Raw genomic sequence first — 22,360 nt, forward strand, 5'->3', positions numbered from 1 at the left:
GGCTTTTGAGACAGCCCCTATTGAGCTATCGTTTCCCGTTAGTTGAATGGTTTCACTACGGAGACCAACTAGTGTAGAAGGAAATTAAACGAAAAACTATTATGATATTTGATTCTATTTACATTTCTTTATCAAGATCCACATTGAATAATGCTGTTAAAGGTTTTTGTCCAGAATCATTTGGTATCCCTGTAATTTCCACAGTTAGATTTATAGAGTCAGGCAGATTAACTTGATCTATATTCTCAAATCCGACAAAGTAATAATGCTGTTCGTCTAATTCTATTAAGCCTCCATCTGTCGAGCCAGAAGATGAAATTAAATTTCCGTCATTATAAAGCTTACAAGAAACATTATACTCTTTCAAAATGAATCCATTCACTTCATACCTGACCTATATTTGTCCTTCCGTTATACATGTATGAAGGAATCCGGTAGGACGCCCAAATTTTTTTGAAATAATCCCAACCTTTATTTCGCCTGGCACACTATATAATTGTCAGGAATTACAGATGCAACTATGGAGGAAAAAATGGATTCAATTAGTAAAAACGGAAAAGAAGCCGCGGAAGCGATTCGGAGCTATGTCAAACCGATTTTCGGTTTTGCGTTAAACCGGGTCAAGCACCGGGCCGAGGCGGAGGATCTGGCTCAGGAGATTATGCTGCAGTTGTTGAAATCCTTCTCTGGGGTGCGGGACATTAGAAGCCTTGAAGCTTACGTCTGGACGGTTGCTCGATACACTTGGGTGAATTGGTTGAAAAAGCGTGCACACGCTCCCCAAGCGTTCGAAATCAACGGTATGTCCGAACTGTCTGCCGCCCCTTCCCGGGAGCCGCTTGACCGGCTGCTGGCAACCGAAGCTTCACGCGAGCTGCGCCGAGAAGTCGCGTTTCTGTCCGACATCCATCGCCGGATCGTGGTCATGCATTACTACGACGAGGTTAAAATCGGCGATATCGCGATTGCTCTGAACATTCCTGTAGGCACGGTGAAGTGGCATTTGAGCGAGGCTAAAAAGAAGTTAAGGAAAGGGATGAAACGTATGCGTGCAACAGGAACTTTAAGTGTCAATCCAGTCAGTATGGGGGAAATGGGCCATTCCGGTTCGGCCGGCAGACTGGGCGAAACCAACGATTTTCTTGGACGCGCCTTGGCGCAAAATATCGTTTACGCAGCCTATCACAAGGCGCGTACCGTACATCAAATCGCGGAGGAGCTGGGAATGCCGCCGTCTTTGCTGGAAGGCGAAGTCCAGCATCTGGCCGATTACAATTTTCTCATCCAAACCTCTCCCGGCAAATATCAAAGCAATACCATCGTCTGGGACCTCTTCGAGTTGGCCGTAACCGGCCATCAATTCTGGCAAGATTGCGCTGCCGAAGTGGCTGATGTTCATTTTGACGCGTTAATGGAAGTTCGCCGGCAAGTCGAGGATAGCGGAGTGTACGTTCCAGACGGCGACTATAACTTCCTGCTCTGGACCTTGCTGCCCAAGAACATCGAGGAGCAATCTTGGCGGAGCATGCCGGCTGGCGAAAACTTCGATGCGGTCGCACCAATGCGAAAGGACGGAGGTCAATATATTGCCTATGCGGCGTTAAATCGGAGCCACTATGCCGAACCGGGTTTTGATATGAGCAGTTACGTCACCTTCGGTCCGTCGCTCCGCTACGTCGAAGACTCTCCCTTATACTTGTGGCAATTCAATACGTACTGGAGCGACCGCCAGATGGATTGGCGTTCCCTGGAATATCGGAATGTCGAGATTTGTCATGCGTTCCAACAAGGGGAACTGTCCGACAACGAAGAGAACGCTGAGCAATATTCGTTCCTACTGGAGAAGGGATACATCCGCAAGACGGAGGAGGGGTACAAGTTCAATGCGATTTGGATCGACTCTCCGCAAACGTTGGATCGGTTGAACAAGGCAATGCCGGATTTGTCCGCTTTGTACGCGCCTGCTGTCGGCAAGCTCTACGACAAAATGCTCAACCTGTTCCTGCAAAATCAGCCGAAGCATTTGGAGCCGCAGCTTGCTTACATGGTGAGAGGCAACACCGGCGGAGGCCGGCTGGTCGCTTATATTTTGAAGCATTTGATCGATAACGGGAAGTTGAAACCGCCGTTGCCGCACCAGCAGAAGACGATTTCGACCTGGATGGGGCCGGTCAAGTAAGTCGGTTCGGAAATGTATACGAAGAATAGCTGTTCCCGGGCGGTGGCCATTTTTACACAAAACTCTTTCTTTCCACTCTGTCTGTCCAACGAAGTGATTAGGACATCGCTATTTCACGATGGCCCCCTCCTGAACGTACGAAAATGATTAAAAACTACCCATGACGCATGTGCGTCACGGGTAGTTTTTAATCGCAATCGTATCTGCCGGATATCTCCTTTAACCTTACGATTTTTACTCTTTCTTGTCCGCAACCAACCGTGAGAGGCTAGATGCTCCACTACTCAGCAGATCTATTCAATAAGCAACCGATCACGTTGATCAGCTGCTTTTTTGGTCTTATTGAACTTTCTTTTAGCGCAGTCACCTTAAGTGACAAGGTCATCTAACCGTCTGGTAAACGAGACCTATGGCTCCGGAATCAAAAGTTTTATTTTCAATCAGCTTAAGATTGATCTTCTCCGTGATGCCTTGGAATAGCGGCAATCCCTTACCGATCAGCACGGGAGAAACCGTAATTTTATACTCATCAATTAAATCAAGCTGCATAAGGTGGTGTGCGAACCTGGGACTGCCGAGGATGACCATATCGTTGCCTGGCTGCTGTTTGAGGTTATTGATCTCTTCCTCGATATTTTCTTTCACGAGTCTTGAATTATTCCAATCAACGGTATCCAGCGTCGTGGAAAAAACAATTTTGGCTGTCTTTTCGATCCACTCGGCATGATTCCGCTCATGTTCCGAAGCTGATGGGTTTGAAGGCACAGATGGCCAGTAACTGTGCATCATCTGATATGTCCCACGCCCCCATAAGACAGTGTCGGCAGTACTCAGAATTTCTTTCGCGTGTCTCTCCAAATCAGCATCGTAGGCAACCCAGCCAATGTCCATTGCACCTTCCGGCCCTTCTACAAAACCGTCAAGCGATGCGTGCAGAAATAGAACGAGTTTTCTCATTTTCAGTTCTCCTTTGTGCATAAGGGATATCTAACTTTACACTTACTACATTTTACCCTAATTCAACTTGGGTTGATTCTTATGGATTGGCACGATCCGACCAACATATTTTTCTTATTCGATGAGGTATCCTCATATTCCTTGTTGTCTTAATGAGCAGTCTTAAGCACGAATCTATATTCAGACTTTTTTCAGGTAGAGGCATTATACTATTCCCGAATCCTGTACTGGAAAAGGAGTTTTGGCATGTCTAAGGTGATCCATAAGTCGCTTTATCTCATTCTGCTTGTTTTTGTCGGCGTGTTTATCGTTTCGTCCCTGTTAATCCGAGCACAGTACAACTACGCCTTGTACGGGGATAATCCGATTCTGGGTACACAGCAGTGGAGTATTTTTATCCCGGTGATTGCTTTGCTTCTAATTTTGGGAATCGGATTGTACCGCCTTTGTCTGAAGCTGAACAAATACAGTCCCAAAGTTGTCATTCCGGGGGTGCTGCTATGTTCAATTGCTATTCAAATTATCATTATCTTCGTGTTTCCACGAGTGCCTACGGATGATTCACAGACCGTGCTTTCACTCACGATGAACATGCTCTACGATCAGGATTATTCTTCGTTCGAAACGGGCGGATATCTGCACATGTTCCCGTTTAACTTTTCCACCGTCTTGTATTTAAAAACATTGCTGTACCTGTTTCCGGATAATTATCTGGTGATTAAGCTGTTCAATATTTTGTTTGCAACGGTAACGACATTAATGATTTATCTCATTTATAAACAGTTAAATCCTAAGTCCACGGAACGTGATTACGGAGTTCTGATCTTTGCAGCGACGTATCTGCCATCCCTGTTTCTGAACAACCTGATCTATAACGATGTCATTGCTACGGCACTTCTGACGTCTTGTTTATACTTCTTGATTCGGTTTACACGTGAAAAGTCTTGGCAGACAATCGTCATTGCCGCCATTCTACTAGCCATTGGCAACTACTTCCGAAGCATTGGCGTTATTGTGCTGATTGCTGCTATATTAACCATTCTGCTGAATATGCGAAGTATTGGATTGAAGAAAGTGATTGCCTCCATCTTCGTGCTGGCTATTTTGATTAACGTCCCAGGGTGGACTCAGAATGCGGTCTTGAAATCTTCAGGTGCTGTAAGTGAACCTGTTGGGGAAAATTCGGCACCGGTCTATATGTGGCTGAACATGGGTATTAATCTGGAACGATTCGGCTTTTGGGATAACATGGAGAGCTACAATATCTACCAGAGACAGGCCAACTATAATAAAGCTGAAAGTACAGAACTGTACAAGCAGGAGATTGAACGCAAGCTATCGGAAGCCAGCTTAAGTGACTTGGCCCAGATGTATTACAAAAAGATCATTTGGACCTGGACCGAAGGGACCTACCAAATGGATCGATATGGCCTTGGCAACGAAAGCTCCTCGGGAATGGGAGGAGGAAGAGGTGGCGGAATTGCCGGCTCCTACAGTTATACCAATGCGGTAACAGACTTATTCAAGGGAGATTCCGTCTACCGGACGGGGGTGCTTTGGATCGTTTATGTGATGAATTTCATGATGTACTGTTTTATTTTCATTCGCTTGGTCGGTGGGATTCGTGGAAAGCGGTATGACGAAGTCTCTTTGATTCTGGTTATTCTCGGATTTATCGGGTTCTACATTCTGTGGGAGATTAAATCGAGGTATATCTACCCCGTATACCCGCTGCTGGTTGTATTGTCGTACATGGGATTTAAAGATGTGTATAACTTCATGTTTCATAGAAAACTTGGCTGGGAACGTTCTTCCCTGAGAAAAGGGTGATCCATATGCGAAAAAATGGTTATCTCACATCGGCTATGCTCTTGCTGCTGACCTGCTCCGTTTTGCTCTCTGCTTGTGATGTTATTACTGCCCAGAACATTACGAATACCGGTTCTGCACAAGGCATAAACGGTGGCGGAATGATGAATGGCGGTGGCCCGGGTATGAATGGAGGAACACAGAGGGGCGGGGGGCAAGGGATGAATGGCAGAACAGGTGGTCAGGACAATATGCGGGGGATGATGAATGCCGATCTTACAGGCAGAGTGATCTCTGCCACAGGCAGTACCGTCACGATCTCGTTGCTTGAGGTGGAGGATAACTCATCCACAGACTCCACGAATGGAAATGGAAGACAACCAGGCGCCACCAGAGGCGGAAGCATGGATTTGAAAGATACGGGCATCGAAATGAAATTGAACATCAGTGGGGATGTGGATATCACGGAAGGCATGGGCATGGGTGCCCCAGGCAACAACCAAAACGCTAATTCATCCATTCAGGTGTCTGATCTGAAAGAGGGAGATGTCGTTAGGGTTTGGTATAAGGAGAGCACCCAGATCGTAGAACGAATGGTTGTTACACAGTCTTGATATTCGTTGCCTATGATTATCTGATGGAGTATTATGGAAATAAATTGTTTTTCGGAAGGAGTGAGCGTCATGAAACGACGGGCTAAGATGATGCAAAGCGTGACTACAACAATTAAGGTGATTGCGAACTGAATAGATCCGGCAGAGCAACGGACGCATGGTGAAGTTTTAAAGTTCGCTAATGTGACGATCTGAAGTCTGCCGACATATAGGGATATAACTGCTCATTTTTCCTGGAGTGCACGAGGTTTGTTTGCTTATGCAATTTCTCGTACGTCCAGAATTTTTAAAGCCGCAGGCATAGCCTGCGGCTTTTTGCGCTCAAAAATAGGATTCGGAACTCTAAAAGCGTTCTATATTAAATGACCACTAAGGAGATAAGCCCATGTTAAAACTTGATTGGGATGGTTTTGCGAATTGGCCCGTTACACAGCAAAACTTCGGGTTAATTCATTATGATTTTGAACTGGATAATGTCTTCTATGACGAGGAGAGTCATTCCTGTTACGCCATTGATTTCGATGACGCCATGTACCACTGGTACGCAATGGATGTAGAGCAGAGTCTGGATAGTTTACGGGATGAAATTCAGCCGGATGAATGGGAGCAGAAGAAGCGAATATTCTTGCAAGGGTACTGGAAGGAAGTAGGAGACGCCTATGATATGAAGTCGATGTTCCCGGCATGTCGTCGCTTTGCCAATCTGTACGGTTATGTACGTGTGCTTCGATCTGGGGCAGAACAATGGACGCATGAGCCGGAATGGATGAGTGGATTAAGAGCAAGGCTGGATAAAGCGATGACAGTGAAAGCAAAACAGTTTGGTCAGTAGCAGACCCTCCAACTACCGGCCAAATGATCCTCATTACTTTTTTGGCCAAGATGATTTAGCTTAAATCAGGCATCTGCATATGCACAACGAAATAATGATTGATTTTTTATTCGTCTCCATTGTAACATTAGATTAAGCGCTATACCTTTTATTAGAAATCAATGTTGATTACATGGAAACCGGCAAGCCGTATCACCAATTGAATGAAAAGGAAGGTCATAACGAACATGGACGACAAAAAGTTAATTATCTTTTTTGACAGCGGCGATACCATCGTTGATGAATCGACCGAGATTCGGGACGAAGAAGGAATTGTTCTGAGTGCGGACCTGATTCCGGGTGCGGATATCACGATTCAAAAGCTTCATGAAAAAGGGTACACGCTGGCCCTGGTTGCTGACGGCGATGCACAATCCTTCAAGAACGTATTTAAGCAGCATGGACTTCATGATTATTTTAGTACAATGATTATTTCGGAGAATATTAAAGCCAGCAAGCCAAGCCCGCGGATGTTTAAGGCAGCCATTGGTGCCCTTGATTTGTCGGAAGGGGATTTTTCAAGAACAGTGATGATTGGTAATAACCTGAGTCGTGATATGAAGGGAGCCAACGCACTTGGCATCACCAGCATCTTTCAAAGCTGGACGCCGCGTTATCCTCATGAGCCGGTGGATGAAACAGAGCGTCCGACTTACACAGTTGGTGAACCGCTGGAGCTGCTTGAACTTATTGAACGGCTAAATGCCGAGGTCAAATAAATAAATGTTTGCTTGCCATGCCCATGAGCAGAGAAGGATTGAATGTCATTCAACCTTCTGCTTCATGGGCTATCTTTACTTTTTTATGTGAGAAAATGATAGAATGATCGTTAAAACCGGAACTGGGGTAGGTGTTCACATGGAGAAACCACATCGGAAGGCGAGCTCGTCAAGGAGTTATTCAAGTGGCGAAGAATGTATATTTATCCCAATCCTTATTCAGAACACTAATTTATAAATTGCATACCCTATTACCAATAATATAATGAGGATTCCAGTGCCTTTCCATCCCCAACCGCCAACTAAATCTGCGAAGCTTCCTAATTGAGTACGATTTATGCCATCACCGAACGTACCCAGGGGGTTTCCCTTTAATTCTTGTTGTCTCAAACGTTTAAAAAGAGCACAGGTGATCCAAAGTAAGTCAGGAACGCTTTGTGCTCTTTGCTGTATTCAAATGATGTAGGAGTTATGGTTCGATACTAAGATCAAAATTGGGCTCACACATATAGTCGATCGGGTAGAGATCATCTCTGGCCGAGATTAATGCACGAAGGTGCAGGTAGCGATGATGGGGTTGCACCACACCACCACCGATAGAATAGGGGACAAGTTCAGCTACGACGAAAACATCCTCTGCATTATTACATTTGAAGATTACATTATTCGTGTTACACACTTCCTCCATATAACTGTAGGTCATGACATGGAAGGAACGTCCCTTCCAATTCGTCTTAATCACTTTATAGGACTGCGTCCGTACAAGATCAAGATAACGCTCCAGTGCAAAGGTATGCTCGAACTGGGTGATGTACCCCTTTTTATCCACATCAATCGTAAATTCCACATCATAGCTTACGTGAAACTCTTCTTGGTACGTTCCCTTCATCATCTTCATCGCATCAAAATATGAACCGAATCCGGGATCTTCCATGTAGGGAATGGCAATGAGTTCAGCGTTAACGTGATGAGTAATCTCGCTGTTGCTGGAAACACCCCTATTAAACTTGGTAGGCTGAAGGTCAATTGACCCAATCATGCTCCCGGGGAAACCGGGACTGCAACTTATTCGCATAGTCATCTCCTTGGTTGTTAGTCAATCATTAGACGAAAGAATGAAGGTAAAGTTGCACCAGAATAAGGGAATTGAGGATGGTTATGCTAGAACCTATTTCCAATCGTCTTGCTCTTTTGATACAGTATCATAGTAAAACCCGGGAATTACACAGCGATCGGAAGGTTATTCTGTCATCGGAGTGGCAAGTGTAAATAATCTTTAGTTCAATTGATATAGTACCAGAGGGTTTACTCATCATGGCCTGCAGCATGTTCTATTCATTACGAGGCTTACTATGTTATCCAATAAAGTGATTAATTATTGTCAAAATAAGGGCTGGTGGCATGAAGATGTGCCAGCAGAGTACGAAGCCGCGTGACGTTTTGCATTATTATAAGGAACAGTAGGGAGCGTGAACGAAACTGATTCTATTGGATTACAAAAAGAAAAGGGTACCCTGTCTGCCAGATCGATCATTGGCTGTGGGGTGCCCTTTCTTATGTCTGACTGTAAAATCATACCGGATCGGAAGATTGTTCTGCCACTGTAGTGGTAAAGTATGATCCTTCATCGACTTAATCTTTAGATCCATAAGGGAAAAATTCATCTACGAGATCCTGCGGCGATATGGACACAAAGACGTGATCCAGGTCGGTTTTGCTGGCGAAATCCACGATGTCTCCCGTATAATACCTTGGATCAATCAGATAAATCTCGGACACGACAGTCGACAGGAAGGAGATCATCGGCACTGCTAGAGAGTCCTTGATGAACAATACCTTGAGTCCATTCGAGTTGTCTTTGTTCACCACATGAACGATTCCCTGATTTCCGTACAGGTACGTAAAGTACTTGTCAGCGGTTAGATCATAGGTAGCTCCTTGTACATTCAGCGGATAGGTCGTGAGCAGAGCATCCTCAAAGCGGCCGTTCAGTGTGGCTTCCGTCTCGCCGGTCTTGAAGTAGAAGGAATAGTCCGTTTTGAACTTCGGATAAATTAGATCAAAGTCATCGTCTCCCGCAAAGTATTTCCCGGCTTTTCGACCCTGTGATCCAATGAAAATGTCCTGATACGGAACCACATTATAGTTATTTAAGTCCGTGAAATAATGATCCGGGTCCAGCGGCTTGTCGTACATGCCGTCCAGATGATTCACCAGCTGGCCAAAGCCCCAGAACGCGGTTTTAATTTTCCAGTGGTGATCCGTGGTGAAAAAGAGATCCTTTGCCGGAATGCCACTTTCCAACAGCCCTTCGCGCAGATCCACCGTATCAATGCCATCCTGCTTGAGATTGGTTAGAAAGCCATCGGCGGTTTCGTTGTTATAATTGTAAGGAATGCCTTCCGGGAACTGGGTATACCCACGTACGTATTTGTCTGGTGTCATCACATAGGTCAGCTTAGTTTTGGGGTCCAATTGTGCTTCCAGCGCAGCAACCCGATCCGACAGATCTTTTGTATCCGTCGGCCCTGTAGCGAAGTAGGTATAGTGCAGCTTGCCCTCCATGTCTTTTACGACCTCGAAGTTGTTCTCCTCGTTCTTCCACATGAGTGACTGCATATATCCATACGCTTCCACGAAGCCGAATTTATCGAAGACATGTTCATTAATGTCGTCATTCAGTTCGTGAATCAGTTCTTTGGCTTCAGAATAATGGAAGTCCGCTGAGGCAAGTGTCTTTTGGATCGGCCCGAAGGATTGAATGATGTTCAGAACAGAGAATGTCACGAGCACGAGAATGAAGAGGAAAGCCGTGATTCTCTTTTTGGCTAAAAAGTTGTGCATGCTTGTGCCTTCTCTCAGAGAGTTAGTCTATAAATTGACTCAGAAATTGAAATAAATAAACGGATTGTATGTACCTTTGACCAGATACGATACACAGACCAGGAATAACACGATGATCGTGATCGGGTACACCAGTTCCAATGGTTTGCTGAAACGTGCACCGTCGACCATCAGTTTGTTCATTCGCGTGGCAATCGGCATGCAGAACAGAATACCCAGGATGAAGAAGAGCGCGTATTCCTTCAGGAACATCCAGGTTGTTTCGCTCCAGAACCCATTACCGTACAGTCCAAACATGTTGCCCAGATAGTTGCCAGCTTGTATTAGATCCGGTGAACGGAAGATCACCCACCCGATGATTACAATAAACATGGCATAGAGATGCCGCAGCGGGTTGAAGCGGGTTCCTTTATCAAAGTTAGAGATTTTCTCCAGCGCAATGAATGCGAAGTTAATTAATCCCCAGACTACAAATGTCCATTCCGCACCATGCCACACGCCAGTCAGTCCCCAGACGATGAGCAGATTGCGAATCATTTTATCCTTGTTGGTGACACGTGATCCCCCGAGCGGGAAATAGACATATTCTTTAAACCAGGTACCGAGCGAGATATGCCAGCGGCGCCAGAATTCAGTGATGGAACGGGAGATATACGGATATCTGAAGTTCTCTTCGAACTTGAACCCGAACATGAGGGCGAGACCAATCGCCATATCGGAGTATCCTGAGAAATCAAAATAAATCTGCAACGTATAGGCGATGGCTCCAAGCCATGCCAGACTTGCTGGAATATCTGAGGCCCCACCCATGCTAAAGATGTGATCAGCGACAATCGCCATGCTGTTGGATAGCAGCACCTTTTTACCCAGACCGACAATGAAGCGGCAGCAGCCCAGTGCGAACTTGTCCCAACTTTCCTTTCGGTTAACCATCTGATCTGCAATTGTGTTATAGCGCAGAATGGGTCCGGCAACGAGCTGAGGGAAGAAGGAGATATACAGCGCGACATAAAAGAGATTTTTTTGCACAGCACCATGTCCGCGATACACATCAATGACGTAGGAAATTCCGTGGAAGGTGAAGAACGAGATCCCTAGCGGTAACGCAATATTCGGGATATTTAGGCCAAAGCTTGTATTCTCATTCACAATACGCAGTGCAAAAGCCATGTATTTAAAGACGAACAGCATACCCAGATTGATGATAAGCATCAACGTAATGATGGTGTAAGCGGCATTCCGTCGTTCCCTGAACTTGTCCACAAGCAGAGCGAAGATATAGTTGAAACAGATGGAGGCCAGCATGATGAGGACAAACCACGGTTCACCCCATGCATAGAAGAACAGGCTGGCAACCAGCAGCAGCATGTTTTTGGCCGTAATCGAGAATCTCAGGATGTAATACAGCCCCAGCACAAGCGGCAGAAAATAAAATAGAAAGATTACACTGGAAAAGAGCACTGCCTTTCCTCCTTGAGGATCAGATAAGGGATCACGTTGTATCTATTGATGCAACATGTTCAATTAAAAATAGACAGACACCCGCATCTCAGGATGCGAGTTGGTCTGCAAGGGTCGTTTACATGCGAAAAGGACGCCGTGCTTGTCGATTTTCCCGGGAACGTCGCTTTATGGCGCCATTGGTAATCCGTTGTCTTCTCCACATCCAGTAGAGGACGAGTCCATGGATTCCAGCAGCGGTTAACAAGAGTCGAATAAACCATCCCACCGATGTTTTCATCAGTGGGTCCGCAGGGCTGAGCACCTTGGTAACGTCAGATGGGTCAGGAATAGAACGAGGCGTCCCGTCTTTCTCCTGAACATTCATGGCCGAAGAGCGATCCAGCATGACGGTTGTTGTCAGATACCATTTGTCATTCACAAGTGCGCGTATGGTGGCCTGCTCGGCATCGACATCGGTATGAAGCGTCAGTAGTCCATCCGGTGTAATAGATACTCCCTGTACGGGGGTGTCGAGCTGGAATTTTACATCGGGCGTATCTTCTGAGGAGGATTCAACACCGTATTGGGCAATGGATTCCCCAGCTACAGGTTTGACCACACGTTCGTCACCAGTCATTTGCAAGGTGGTGAGCCCGTTCTCCACCACAGCTTGCTTCTTGGACAATGGCTTGATGTTGCCGATGCGGAAGCTCAGCTTGGCATTTTCGGGAGTTGTAGTTGTAATCCCCCAGCCAATGATTTTACCCAAGCTCACCTGACCTGCCGTGCTGGCCTTGTCCTGGACCATTAGGCTGGAAAATGGGATGCGAATCTGTCCGACAAATCCTGGTTCCAACGTAATCAGGCCGGAAACCGGGCGAACCAGTTCGGCATGTCCGGTTGATTTCTCGACTACGATGACGTTTCGATTATCAGACACCGTAAGGGAGGTTTTATCCGCTCGGGTCAGTACGATATTAAGAGGCAGTTTTTGGTTCGATTCATTGCGGATGGAGAAGGTCAAAGCCCCATAGCCTGACCAGTCTCGATTCTGCAGCTCATAGACGTAGGCCGAATAGTATCCTTTTTGGAGCCCCTGCGTGGAGGTCTTAATCTGGATACTGCCTTTGTTATCAACGCTGGCGTCTACCTTGGCTCCGTTGTTCCATTCATGGAGTTTATGCTCACTCACCTTAAGCTGCTCTGCCTGAACAGCCTGAATGGGATATACGTTCCATAACACAACAAGACTGGCGACAAGCGTCAGTTGTTTCCACTTCTTGATCATGCTTTCTTGCCTCCGCTCTATAGATAAGCCATCTCGTTCAGTTCGTCTGGAGAGATGTTGTTCTTGCCCTGGGATGCAGGGCCTGTTTTACCCGACAGGATATGTTCCTTATTCCACTGTTTCAGCAGAGCTTCCAAGATTGGCATCTGATCGTTGCGAGCAATATCACGAATATTGGTCACACGGTACAGATTGCCTCGTTTGTTACGAAGGGACTGCACCCACACGCATTCCAGTGAAAGATCTTCGCTAAGCGGAAGTTGGATCTCATTGGCCAAATCTTGGGGCTCCATCTCCACCAGGACGAATTCATAGTTAAAATCCAGCAATGTCACGGTTCCATGATCTGCCGTTGACAATTCGCGATTTAGCGCAATTCGTGCCAGCTTCCGGTTGGACATGAACTCACTCTGTCCTCGACGTACAAAATTCAGGCGAATATCTTCAAATGTACTGATATCCTTGTCCAGCTTCTGAGGCAGTGTAGGTTCGCGATCATAGATGATGTGCAGCAGCTGGCGCTGCTCTTGTTCCGTGATATCCTTAACCGTAAAAGCATATTTCCAACGGTTTCCGATTGAAGCGACATGTGCCACCTTGCCTGTAAACTCGCTTGAATACCGGTCATTTACCAGTTTAATGCCAATTTCCATATCACTTGGAATGTACTTCGGTGTATCCAGTATAACGGAAATTCCGCCTTCCGAGAGATCGTGAGTGATGCAGGAGATCGTCTCCCCTTCCGTTGTGAGCGTGCAATCCACGGCAGCCATCGAGCGCTCATGATTGCGGAACACTTTGCGTCCAGCCAGGAAGAAGATCGACATCATGATGTTGTAGAAATTAATCAATAACCAGTACAGCACAACGAGGAAACCAATCGTTCCCTGGCTAAATGTCCAGTGGATACAATTCACGATTCCGATCATGGACAGTACCGCCAGAATCAGATGAGGAATCATCTGTTTAATCTGATAGTTCCGATCATCATTTTGCGCACCGTCTTTGCGGGTAACGACGAATTTGTTCATCGTGATGCCCAGAGTTTCCAGAATGACGGCGGGCAGAAGGGAAGGGAACAGAATGGTCTCATATACATTGGTCCATTTGGTGGTTCGAATATTGCCGGATAACATCCGCAGGCAGGTGTTGGTCAACAGATACATCGGCAACCAGAACACGAGAATCTCCAGAATGGTACATTTCACAACCAGAACGCCGAACACGGCAAACAGTATGGGTGACATGATGTACAGCAGTCGTTTTAACCCGGAGTACCAGTAGGTAATGGAAGAAATGTAGTTCAGTTTTTGCGCAAAACTAAGTCCTTTTTTGAAGAGAAGGTTCATTTTTTTACCTGTCTGGATACAACCGCGCGCCCAGCGCTGACGCTGTTTGGTCAGACTTTTCAGATCACCGGGAGCAAGTCCGGAGGCCAGTACTTTATTGGTAGCGAAGCAGCGATACCCTTTGCTCTGCATTTCAATACCCGTAGCAAAATCCTCTGTAATGGAACCGGTATAGAATCCGCCGACGTCTTCCAGTGCCTGTCTGGAGAGTACAGTATTTGTTCCGCCATAGATGACGGAATTGGATTTGTTGCGTCCCACTTGTACGTCCCGATAGAAATAGTCCTGTTCATTCGGTATCCGGTTCTCGGAGTACAGATTGTACTGGAACTGGTCGGGATTATAGAAACTCTGTGGAGTCTGCACGAACCCAATTTTTTCTCCGGTCAGAAAATAGGGAACACACGCCGTCAGAAAATCATGTTTCGGAATCATGTCTGCATCAAAGGTGACGATTAGTGGGGAGGACGTATGCTTCATGGCATTGTTCAGGTTACCCGCCTTGGCGTGCACATGCTCTGTTCGCGTAAGGTAATTAATACCTAGGTGAGCGGCCAGTTCCCGCATCTCGGGACGGTTCGAGTCATCACACAGATGGATATGTACTTTGGAGCGATCAGGATAATCCATGTTCAGACAGCCATTAATCGTTTTGAACAGAAGCGAAGTGGGTTCATTATAAGTTGCGATAAATACATCCACATCCGGATATAAGGCTTCGTCAACAACGGGAAGTTCGGGATATTCGAGCCGGGTCATATTGTAAAAATGGACGGCAAGTTCGAACATACCTATAAGTTCGACAATGAGGAGGGCAAGACCTGCGGTCACAGCAAGAGGGCCATGTCCGAAAGGAATGGTGAAAAATGTACGCCAAATGACGTAAATACAAGACATAATCACAGTAGCTGTGACAAGTATCTTGTTGCGTGTACTTAAGTAGTTCAAGTGAATACCTCTTCCTGATTTTTCTGAGTAGTGCCGCCTATCGGAACAAAAAGAATGTGATCATTGTACTAAACGATTCTGAACAAATTCTGAAAAAAGAGATAGGACTTCGAACAATATAGAGCCATCGGTTCAATTTATGATGGTTAATTTTGTCGTATCATAATAATTATTGTAGTTATATGTCGAAATTTGCGCAATATGTTTATTTATTTTTTTCGCATAGATAAAAGTTGGGCTTGGATGTTATCTGAAAACACAAAAATGACGAGCCTAAGGTTCAATATCATTAAGTTAAATAACTTAATGACATGGCCCAAGGACTCGTCATTTCTGTTGCAGTCTTTTGCCCTTATGATCAGCAAAAGGCATATATTCATTTCAAATTTAGTCGGAGATGTTGCGCGTATAATACTCAATAATATCCTTGCGACGGATAATACCGAGGAAGACACGGTCCACATCCACCACAGGCACAAAGTTTTGATCGGCTGCCAACGTCAGCATATCCTCCATTTCTGCCTTAATAAAGACACATTCATTATATACACGGTTGTCGATCTCGTGCACCTGGACCTGATCCATCGTCTCAAATGTCAGTCCGGGGGTGCTCCGCATTTTCCATAACAAATCGCCTTCGGACAGGGTGGCAACATATTTTCCATCCTGGTCAATCACGGGAATGGCGGTATAATGCTGCAATTCAAGCTGCTCGATCGCATCTTTCATGGAAGCGGAAGACTTGATATAGGCCACTTCGGCTTTGGGGAGTAAAAAATAGCTGATTTCCATCATCGGGCTCCTTTACTGTAATCTCACTCTCCTTATTTAAACATATTATGTGAGCTTTCGGCTATTTTTAATGATAAATTCGTCAGATTTGTTCCATTGTTTAATTGAGGCTGGAAATCTATAGTGTATATTAGAGGTGATATGATCATGAAATCGAAACGTAAAATTATTTATGGACTGCTTCCCATCTTATTTGCCGGTGGAATCGGAATGTACTTATACATGCAGAATAGCAAAACAGAGGAAGTAAAGCCCGACGTAACCGTTAATCAGTACATAGAGCATTTGCAAAAGAAAGAATTTGATCAACTGTATACCTTGATGACGCCTGCTTCATTGAAAGAGTCCGGCATGAACCGTGAGCAATTTGTGGAAAAATATAACGCAATCTATTCGGGTATGGAGGTTTCTGCGATTAAGGCAGAATTGAAACCGAAAGTAATCAAAGAGACAACGGACGGCACGGGCAATGAAACTAAAAACCAAAATCCGGATGCCTACGAAGTGGACTACAGTCTACAGTTAACGACCTTCCTCGGGGAAGTGGACGAGACGCATACACTGAAACTGGTGCGTGAAGAGCTTGAGGAGGGTGGCAAAGTCTGGCGGATCAACTGGAAGCCATCCATGATTCTGACGGACATGGTCAAAGGAAGCAAAGTTCGGGTGAAAACCCTTTTCCCGGAACGAGGAGACATTGTTGATCGTGAAGGGCTGCCCCTCGCAACCAAGGGGAATATATATGAATGGGGCATCGTACCTGAGAAGCTGGGAGAAAATCCGGAACCGATGATCGCCCGAATCGCGGAGCATTACAAAATAACAGAAGCTATGATTAACACCGCGCTTGCACAGAAATGGGTGAAGCCGGAATATTTTGTCCCAATTGCTTCAACAGAGGACTCCCGGGTGCCTACAGCACTGGCTGGTGTGCAAGTTCAATCCAAGGAAATACGATATTATCCTCTTGGTGAGGCGGCTGCTCATTTAATCGGTTATGTGCGCAAGGCCACCAAGGAAGATTTGGAGAAAGATACGGAAGGATACTATCGTGCGGAAGATTGGATTGGCAAAGCCGGACTGGAGCAATCCTTAGAGAAACAGCTTCGCGGCGAACGAGGTGGCCTGATCGAGATCACCGATGAATCTGGAAACACTCGCTCTGAGCTTATTCGCAAGGATGCCGTGGATGGAGAGAATATTCAACTGACGATCAGCTCCGAGCAACAGCGTAAACTGTATAAGATATTATCGAGTGGTGGTGACGCCGGAGCGATGGTGCTGATGAATCCGACGGACGGCAATCTGCTGGCTCTGGCAAGTGCGCCTGCCTATAATCCGAACAAGATGGTTACGGGACTGACACAGGCCGAGTGGGATGCCTATTCAGCAGATGAGAAGCTTCCTTTTATCAATCGATTTACGAATCGTTATGCACCAGGTTCAACCTTCAAAGCGATTACGGCAGCGGCAGGTCTGATGGAGAAGGTTACCACAGCGGACAAATCGCATGATATCTCTGGTCTGCAATGGCGCAAGGATGAGAGCTGGGGCGGTTACTATGTGAAGCGTGTGAAAAGTGTATCCCCGGTGAACATGGTTGATGCGCTGGTCTACTCGGACAATATTTATTTTGCGAAGGAAGCTGTTGAGATGGGCAGCGCCAAGTTCATAGATGGCATCCAGAAGTTCGGTTTTGGAGATAACTTTGGACTGGATGAACTGTATTTGAAACCAAGTCAGTATGCAAACGAGGCTCATCTCGATCTGTCATCGGAGGTGCTGCTTGCTGATACGTCCTATGGACAGGGAGAAATGTTGATGTCGCCGATCCATCTGGCCTCCTCCTTCACTCCTTTTATTAATGAAGGAAAAATGGTGAAGCCTGTACTGATAGAGGAAAAGGAAACCGCCGAACCGGAAGTTGTGATTACACCTGAAGTCGCAAATACGGTGAAGTATGCCTTGGGCGAGGTCGTGACCCGATCGGGAGGAACGGCTCATTCCTTGAACTCACTCCCTGGAGGACTGGCGGCTAAGACAGGGACTGCCGAACTTAAGGCCAAGAAAGGGGAAAAAGGACAAGAGAACGGTTTTGTTGTGGTGTTTGATACTGAATCACCATCCTTCCTTATAGCCGCGGTCATTGAACAAGTGAACGGACGAGGCGGCAGTCATTATGTTTTGGATAAATTAAAGCCTTTCCTGGAGAAAAAGGGAGTAACGCAGTAAATTGATTTGCGATTTACGATGTATCTTTAGTATTTGAAGAGCCCATCCACCATTCATGTTACCAGAATGGTGGATGGGCTTTATTTTGCCTTTATGTTATAAGATTTATTTCCGAGCAGTAAGCATAAAACGTGCCGAGTTCGTTCGAATTCCTTTGTCACAGCGATTTTGCCCAACAAACTGTTGGAAACGCTCGAAGTCGGATTGCTTCTCTCCAAAACCAGGAATGATCGGTGCATGAGTCAGTAAGAAAAGCAGATCATCAGGCGTGGCGTAATATTCTGTTGCATTATATTCGTGTGCCTCAATGTCTTGAAAACCCGCTTCCCGAAGTTCACGTTTGTATCGTTCCATTAATGTGCCTGGTTGAACGCCCAACGATTGTCCACGGTCAAAAGCCTTGGAGATATTACATTTATCATTTTCACTGACTTGTTGGGTAAGGAATACACCGCCATCAGCCAATACCCTGAATACTTCTGTAGCGCAGAAGTCGCAGTGTCTGGAGGAAACCACATTAAAGAATTGATCTGGAAATGTCAGTTGATCAGCATTCATATGCACAAAACGGACATTCGAACGGGAACCAGATGCCTTGAGATTACGCTGGGCAGTCTCAATCATTCCCCGGGAAAGGTCGATTCCAACCAATAACAGTGCGGCATGCGCGATGGACAGAACAGCTTCTCCACCACCTGTGCCAATATCAAGCAAGAGATCGGACGGCTGAGTGCAGCGTGTAACTTCCTCGTAGAAATTCCATCCAATACCTTCTGAAGTCACTTTCAGGGAGCTGAAGTTCCAGCCATTCAATTGACCAACACGTTCGTAAAAAGTAGTATAATCTATCTTTTTCTTCATTATATGATTCCTCCAATGTGAGTTCTTGATTCTAGACAGATGTTGTGCCAAATCGTTACGATTAGATGCCGAACAGGCTCAAAAGGGCAGACGTATCCCATGTTAGCTGGTACGCGTTTTGACCCAGCCCGACGACTAATTACTTCGAACGATTCGGAATAACATCCGTGTCACCTCACAGTTTGGAATACTTCCATTATACAACACAAAATATATGGTGTAATTTACCTTTTTACTATATGATAAGTGTCGATTCATGTAAAAATAGCATAGGATACATACGTTCTTTTTGATGGAGGGATCAGGGTGTATTGTCACGTATGTGGGACCAAAAGCAGTCCAGGAGACAGCACATGTAGAAAGTGTAGAACGAAGTTAAAAGATTCAAGCTCTACAGATGAACAGATTTGGGCAGAAACAGCAGTTGGTCTGGAGAGTGAAACGGGAAAAGCATTAGATCAGTTATCCAGACAGCATCAGTCTGCACCAAAGCAGAGCAACACGGCACAAGGAAGAGCATTTAGCTGGATTATTCCACTGCTACTGGCAGCAGTGATGGGGGCCTTGTTGACTTATTATTACAAGCAGGAGATGGGCATCAATGCGGAGGTAAAATCACTGCATCAACAGGCGGAGCAGGCGGCCTTGGACGGAAAATATCAAGAGGCGCTTCAACTTTTGGATTCGGCTCTTGCGAAACGGCCCAATGTGGATGGACTTGTGCAGGATCGCCAGATTACAGCCAAAGCCTTCAATCTGATGAATCAGCTGAATAAAGCTGCGACAAGCTTGAAAACGGGGAAACTTGCTGCTGGTGACAAGACCCTTCAGGCTGTAGCAAAAGTGTTGAAGGAGCGAGAGGAACCGGTATTCGCCAAGGTGCGGACGACTCTAAACAACAACAAGGTGACATTGGCTGTCCTGAAGGTAAAGAAAGAAATCGATAGTTTGACAACCGTACAGGCACTTGCTGAGAAATTGGACACGGTATCGAAATTGAAAGGCAAGGAAGCAGAGGCGGTTCAGAAACAAATTATCGACAAGCTGGCTGGTCTTAGCTATAAGCAAGCTGAACAGCAAGTGAAGAAAAAGGATTTTACGGCTGCATTGCAAACCGTTGATCAGGGGCTGTCCTACGCCCCGGAGGATGACAAACTGACAGCATATCGCGAACGAGTATTGAGTGAGAAGAAGGCTTTTGAAAAAGCAGAAGCTGAACGAATTCAACTTGCTGAGCAACAAGCGGCAGAAGAAGACCTGAAAAACCGCACAGCAGCGGTGAGCATTGTAGAGGTAGAAGCGACGCTTGATATGTATGGCGATCTGTATATAAGCGGCTCAATCGTGAATAATGCCACTCGGCCTATCTCTTCCGTGACGGTTATGTTGGATATCTACAGCTCAGACGGGGCATATCTCGGTCAAACCTATGCGGATGTGTATCCAAGCTGGCTTGATGTAGGGGATCAAGGATTTTTTGAAACGTATTATTACGGTGTGTACGAGGAAGCGGAAGTTTCTGTAGTGAACGCAACGTGGTATCTGGAATAGGAGGACAGGATGGATGGCCAAACGAACATGGAGTACGATTATATCCAGTGCAATCATTATTGGAGCTGGAGCAGGAGGGGTGTTCTGGATTCATCAGCATTCAGCAGATCAACTGCAGGATGGACCAAGACTGGCTGTTGTCACTACGAAGGAAACGGCAACCACAGCGTCTAAACCGTCCTCCCAAACAGCCGTGAAGAAAACACGTAAACAGATTATTGAAGAGAGTCAGAAGAAAGTGGTTACGATTGAGAGCAGCAGCGGACTGGGTTCCGGTTTTCTCTACAATGATCAGGGGGATGTGGTAACTAATGCTCACGTGGTGGAGGGGTCGAAAGAAGTAACGATTCGAACCCTGAATCACGAGGAGTATAAGGGAACCGTTATCGGGATTGGAGAAGAGACGGATGTTGCTGTCGTCAGGGTGCCTGATCTGAAAAAAGTTAAACCGCTACCTATCGCCAAATCCAAAGCGGAGACGGGTGATGAGATTCTCGCTCTGGGTAGTCCGCTGGGTCTGGAGAACACCGTAACTACAGGCATTATCAGCGGAGTTGGCCGCAGCTTCGAAATTGCCCCGTATATCTATAGTAATCTGTATCAAATCTCGGCGCCTATTACACACGGCAACAGCGGTGGCCCACTGATCAGTGCAGAAACCGGTGAAGTATTGGGCATTAATTCAGCCGTTGTGGAGCAGGAAGGCGGAATCGGGTTCAGCATTCCGATCACCAGTGTATTGAAGCAGGTCCAGGCCTGGTCTGAGAAACCATCATCGTCTACAACGGCGGTTCAGACGAGTGGCAGTCAGGGATCGGGAGCAGACTCAGCTTCTTTGGAAGCGGAGGGTCTGGTGACCGAATTTTATATGAACCTGAATCTAAATGACTATGTTACCGCCTATGCCTTGCTTGGCAGTGAGTGGCAGAGCGGTATAAGTTATGCCAAGTTCCGTGAAGGTTACATCAACACCAGTTATGTTACCATTGCCCAAGTTTCGTCCTCAGACAAGTCAAATGATGAAATAGAGGTCACGGCGGTTATTACAGCGGATGAACGAAAAGACGGTGAATTGGTCACCACGAAATATAAAGTTACGTATCAAGTCGGTTATGAAAATGGACAACTGAAAATACTTCATGGTCAAGGAAAAAAAGTGAAATAAAAGTTATGTAGGGAGAATGGGCACCAAGCCGATTCTCCTTTTTGATTGCTTAAGTTTGATGGTTCTGTTAAAATACAGAACGAACGTTCAGTATGCAAGAGGCGGAGTGAAATGGATGAGTATGAATAAAAAGCAAATTCAAACCGAGCAGACCAAGAAGAAACTTGCGGATGCCTCAAGAGCTCTTTTTGTGCAAAAAGGGTATAAAGCAACCTCCATTGAAGATATTGTGGCTGCGACAGGCAGCAGTAAAGGCAATATCTACTACCATTTTAAAAGCAAGGAAGGCCTCTTTCTGTATCTGATTGATGAGTGGGATCGGGAATGGGAAGAGAATTGGGCGGCCAAGGAACATCTGTATCATACCTCTACCGAGAAGATCTACGGCTTGGCAGAACAATTAATCCTCGATGATATGAATCACCCGCTTACGAAGGCGGCAGATGAGTTCTTTACCGGGGAAAAGAAAGAAAATGATATTGAAGAACGAATATCTTTGATGTTTGAGCGGCATATTCAATTTAACAAACAATTGGTGGAACAGGGGATAGAGAGCGGAGAGTTCAAGGCAGACAACGCAGACAATCTTGCGCTCATTCTGGAAAGCACCATTATTGGACTTAGTCAGCTGTCGCGCGGAATGGAGCCAGAACAGGCTCTTGCCTTATACCGCCAGGCAGCTAGCGTATTCTTATATGGAATAGCAAAAGATAAAGCTTAAGGCAACATTTTGACAAC

19 protein-coding genes are annotated in these 22,360 nt (G+C 45.9%); 9 read left to right on the forward strand and 10 right to left on the reverse strand.

Going from position 1 to position 22,360, the window contains the following annotated elements; genetic code table 11:
- Positions 1–118: 118 nt before the first annotated feature.
- Entirely contained in the window at positions 119–367 is a 249-nt protein-coding gene (locus BMW94_RS30250) for a hypothetical protein (RefSeq protein ID WP_139209384.1), read from the reverse strand.
- 165 nt (positions 368–532) lie between these two features.
- Between BMW94_RS30250 and BMW94_RS21555 the strand changes: the two genes are divergently transcribed.
- Complete coding sequence (locus BMW94_RS21555) at positions 533–2,179, forward strand: RNA polymerase sigma factor (RefSeq protein WP_175480799.1); 1,647 nt, start codon at positions 533–535, stop codon at positions 2,177–2,179.
- 381 nt (positions 2,180–2,560) lie between these two features.
- Here BMW94_RS21555 and BMW94_RS21560 read toward each other — a convergent pair whose 3' ends face one another.
- The gene (locus BMW94_RS21560; protein WP_091000968.1) at positions 2,561–3,136 is read right to left on the reverse strand and encodes a dihydrofolate reductase family protein; all 576 of its coding nucleotides are present in this window, start codon (positions 3,134–3,136) and stop codon (positions 2,561–2,563) included.
- Between the two features lie 246 nt (positions 3,137–3,382).
- Between BMW94_RS21560 and BMW94_RS21565 the strand changes: the two genes are divergently transcribed.
- The 4 genes from BMW94_RS21565 to BMW94_RS21580 all read left to right on the forward strand — a co-directional run bounded on the left by BMW94_RS21565 (position 3,383) and on the right by BMW94_RS21580 (position 7,149).
- A complete protein-coding gene (locus BMW94_RS21565) occupies positions 3,383–4,966 on the forward strand; it encodes a glycosyltransferase family 39 protein (RefSeq protein ID WP_091000969.1) in 1,584 nt (527 codons plus the stop codon).
- A gap of 5 nt (positions 4,967–4,971) precedes the next feature.
- Complete coding sequence (locus BMW94_RS21570) at positions 4,972–5,559, forward strand: hypothetical protein (RefSeq protein ID WP_091000970.1); 588 nt, start codon at positions 4,972–4,974, stop codon at positions 5,557–5,559.
- Between the two features lie 385 nt (positions 5,560–5,944).
- The gene (locus tag BMW94_RS21575) at positions 5,945–6,391 is read left to right on the forward strand and encodes a phosphotransferase (RefSeq protein ID WP_091000971.1); all 447 of its coding nucleotides are present in this window, start codon (positions 5,945–5,947) and stop codon (positions 6,389–6,391) included.
- Between the two features lie 227 nt (positions 6,392–6,618).
- Positions 6,619–7,149 carry an HAD family hydrolase gene (locus tag BMW94_RS21580; RefSeq protein WP_091000972.1) on the forward strand — a complete coding sequence of 177 codons (531 nt, stop codon included), beginning with the start codon at positions 6,619–6,621 and terminating at the stop codon, positions 7,147–7,149.
- 219 nt (positions 7,150–7,368) lie between these two features.
- On the opposite strand, the gene BMW94_RS30985 is transcribed toward BMW94_RS21580, so the two are convergent.
- The 7 genes from BMW94_RS30985 to BMW94_RS21615 all read right to left on the reverse strand — a co-directional run bounded on the left by BMW94_RS30985 (position 7,369) and on the right by BMW94_RS21615 (position 15,813).
- Entirely contained in the window at positions 7,369–7,563 is a 195-nt protein-coding gene (locus BMW94_RS30985) for a DUF6366 family protein (RefSeq protein WP_091000973.1), read from the reverse strand.
- A 55-nt stretch (positions 7,564–7,618) separates the two neighbouring features.
- Positions 7,619–8,188: a hypothetical protein gene (locus tag BMW94_RS21590; RefSeq protein WP_139209387.1), complete on the reverse strand. Its 570-nt coding sequence runs from the start codon at positions 8,186–8,188 to the stop codon at positions 7,619–7,621.
- 593 nt (positions 8,189–8,781) lie between these two features.
- Positions 8,782–9,993 (reverse strand): alginate O-acetyltransferase AlgX-related protein, encoded by a 1,212-nt coding sequence (locus BMW94_RS21595; RefSeq protein WP_091000975.1) that lies wholly within the window; start codon positions 9,991–9,993, stop codon positions 8,782–8,784.
- Between the two features lie 39 nt (positions 9,994–10,032).
- Complete coding sequence (locus tag BMW94_RS21600; protein WP_091000976.1) at positions 10,033–11,454, reverse strand: MBOAT family O-acyltransferase; 1,422 nt, start codon at positions 11,452–11,454, stop codon at positions 10,033–10,035.
- Positions 11,455–11,572: 118 nt separating this feature from the next.
- Complete coding sequence (locus BMW94_RS21605; protein ID WP_091000977.1) at positions 11,573–12,724, reverse strand: hypothetical protein; 1,152 nt, start codon at positions 12,722–12,724, stop codon at positions 11,573–11,575.
- Positions 12,725–12,741: 17 nt separating this feature from the next.
- The gene (locus BMW94_RS21610; RefSeq protein ID WP_217648197.1) at positions 12,742–15,021 is read right to left on the reverse strand and encodes a glycosyltransferase; all 2,280 of its coding nucleotides are present in this window, start codon (positions 15,019–15,021) and stop codon (positions 12,742–12,744) included.
- A gap of 387 nt (positions 15,022–15,408) precedes the next feature.
- Positions 15,409–15,813 (reverse strand): CBS domain-containing protein, encoded by a 405-nt coding sequence (locus BMW94_RS21615; RefSeq protein WP_024631266.1) that lies wholly within the window; start codon positions 15,811–15,813, stop codon positions 15,409–15,411.
- 147 nt (positions 15,814–15,960) lie between these two features.
- Between BMW94_RS21615 and BMW94_RS21620 the strand changes: the two genes are divergently transcribed.
- Positions 15,961–18,045 (forward strand): penicillin-binding protein PBP4(5), encoded by a 2,085-nt coding sequence (locus BMW94_RS21620; RefSeq protein WP_175480800.1) that lies wholly within the window; start codon positions 15,961–15,963, stop codon positions 18,043–18,045.
- 105 nt (positions 18,046–18,150) lie between these two features.
- Here the strand turns inward: BMW94_RS21620 and BMW94_RS21625 are convergent, their stop codons facing one another.
- On the reverse strand, positions 18,151–18,906 hold the full coding sequence (locus BMW94_RS21625; protein ID WP_091000979.1) for a class I SAM-dependent methyltransferase: 756 nt from the start codon (positions 18,904–18,906) through the stop codon (positions 18,151–18,153).
- Between the two features lie 306 nt (positions 18,907–19,212).
- Between BMW94_RS21625 and BMW94_RS21630 the strand changes: the two genes are divergently transcribed.
- From BMW94_RS21630 to BMW94_RS21640, 3 genes are all read left to right on the forward strand, one after another.
- Positions 19,213–20,457 (forward strand): FxLYD domain-containing protein, encoded by a 1,245-nt coding sequence (locus BMW94_RS21630; RefSeq protein WP_091000980.1) that lies wholly within the window; start codon positions 19,213–19,215, stop codon positions 20,455–20,457.
- A 13-nt stretch (positions 20,458–20,470) separates the two neighbouring features.
- Positions 20,471–21,622 carry a S1C family serine protease gene (locus tag BMW94_RS21635; RefSeq protein ID WP_091000981.1) on the forward strand — a complete coding sequence of 384 codons (1,152 nt, stop codon included), beginning with the start codon at positions 20,471–20,473 and terminating at the stop codon, positions 21,620–21,622.
- 121 nt (positions 21,623–21,743) lie between these two features.
- Positions 21,744–22,343 carry a TetR/AcrR family transcriptional regulator gene (locus BMW94_RS21640; RefSeq protein WP_063567182.1) on the forward strand — a complete coding sequence of 200 codons (600 nt, stop codon included), beginning with the start codon at positions 21,744–21,746 and terminating at the stop codon, positions 22,341–22,343.
- Positions 22,344–22,360 lie beyond the last annotated feature (17 nt).

The sequence above is a fragment of the Paenibacillus sp. OK003 genome (assembly GCF_900109515.1).
GTDB classification, from domain to species: Bacteria; Bacillota; Bacilli; order Paenibacillales; family Paenibacillaceae; genus Paenibacillus; species Paenibacillus marchantiae.

Excerpts from the sequence above, each read along its gene's own strand:
- BMW94_RS21565 (WP_091000969.1), top strand. The coding sequence starts at position 3,383 with ATGTCTAAGGTGATCCATAAGTCGCTTTATCTCATTCTGCTTGTTTTT.
- BMW94_RS21620 (WP_175480800.1), top strand. The coding sequence starts at position 15,961 with ATGAAATCGAAACGTAAAATTATTTATGGACTGCTTCCCATCTTATTT.
- BMW94_RS21575 (WP_091000971.1), top strand. The coding sequence starts at position 5,945 with ATGTTAAAACTTGATTGGGATGGTTTTGCGAATTGGCCCGTTACACAG.
- BMW94_RS21615 (WP_024631266.1), bottom strand. The coding sequence starts at position 15,813 with ATGGAAATCAGCTATTTTTTACTCCCCAAAGCCGAAGTGGCCTATATC.
- BMW94_RS21625 (WP_091000979.1), bottom strand. The coding sequence starts at position 18,906 with ATGAAGAAAAAGATAGATTATACTACTTTTTACGAACGTGTTGGTCAA.
- BMW94_RS21605 (WP_091000977.1), bottom strand. The coding sequence starts at position 12,724 with ATGATCAAGAAGTGGAAACAACTGACGCTTGTCGCCAGTCTTGTTGTG.
- BMW94_RS21555 (WP_175480799.1), top strand. The coding sequence starts at position 533 with ATGGATTCAATTAGTAAAAACGGAAAAGAAGCCGCGGAAGCGATTCGG.
- BMW94_RS21570 (WP_091000970.1), top strand. The coding sequence starts at position 4,972 with ATGCGAAAAAATGGTTATCTCACATCGGCTATGCTCTTGCTGCTGACC.
- BMW94_RS21595 (WP_091000975.1), bottom strand. The coding sequence starts at position 9,993 with ATGCACAACTTTTTAGCCAAAAAGAGAATCACGGCTTTCCTCTTCATT.
- BMW94_RS21635 (WP_091000981.1), top strand. The coding sequence starts at position 20,471 with ATGGCCAAACGAACATGGAGTACGATTATATCCAGTGCAATCATTATT.
- BMW94_RS21580 (WP_091000972.1), top strand. The coding sequence starts at position 6,619 with ATGGACGACAAAAAGTTAATTATCTTTTTTGACAGCGGCGATACCATC.
- BMW94_RS21640 (WP_063567182.1), top strand. The coding sequence starts at position 21,744 with ATGAATAAAAAGCAAATTCAAACCGAGCAGACCAAGAAGAAACTTGCG.
- BMW94_RS21560 (WP_091000968.1), bottom strand. The coding sequence starts at position 3,136 with ATGAGAAAACTCGTTCTATTTCTGCACGCATCGCTTGACGGTTTTGTA.
- BMW94_RS21590 (WP_139209387.1), bottom strand. The coding sequence starts at position 8,188 with ATGATTGGGTCAATTGACCTTCAGCCTACCAAGTTTAATAGGGGTGTT.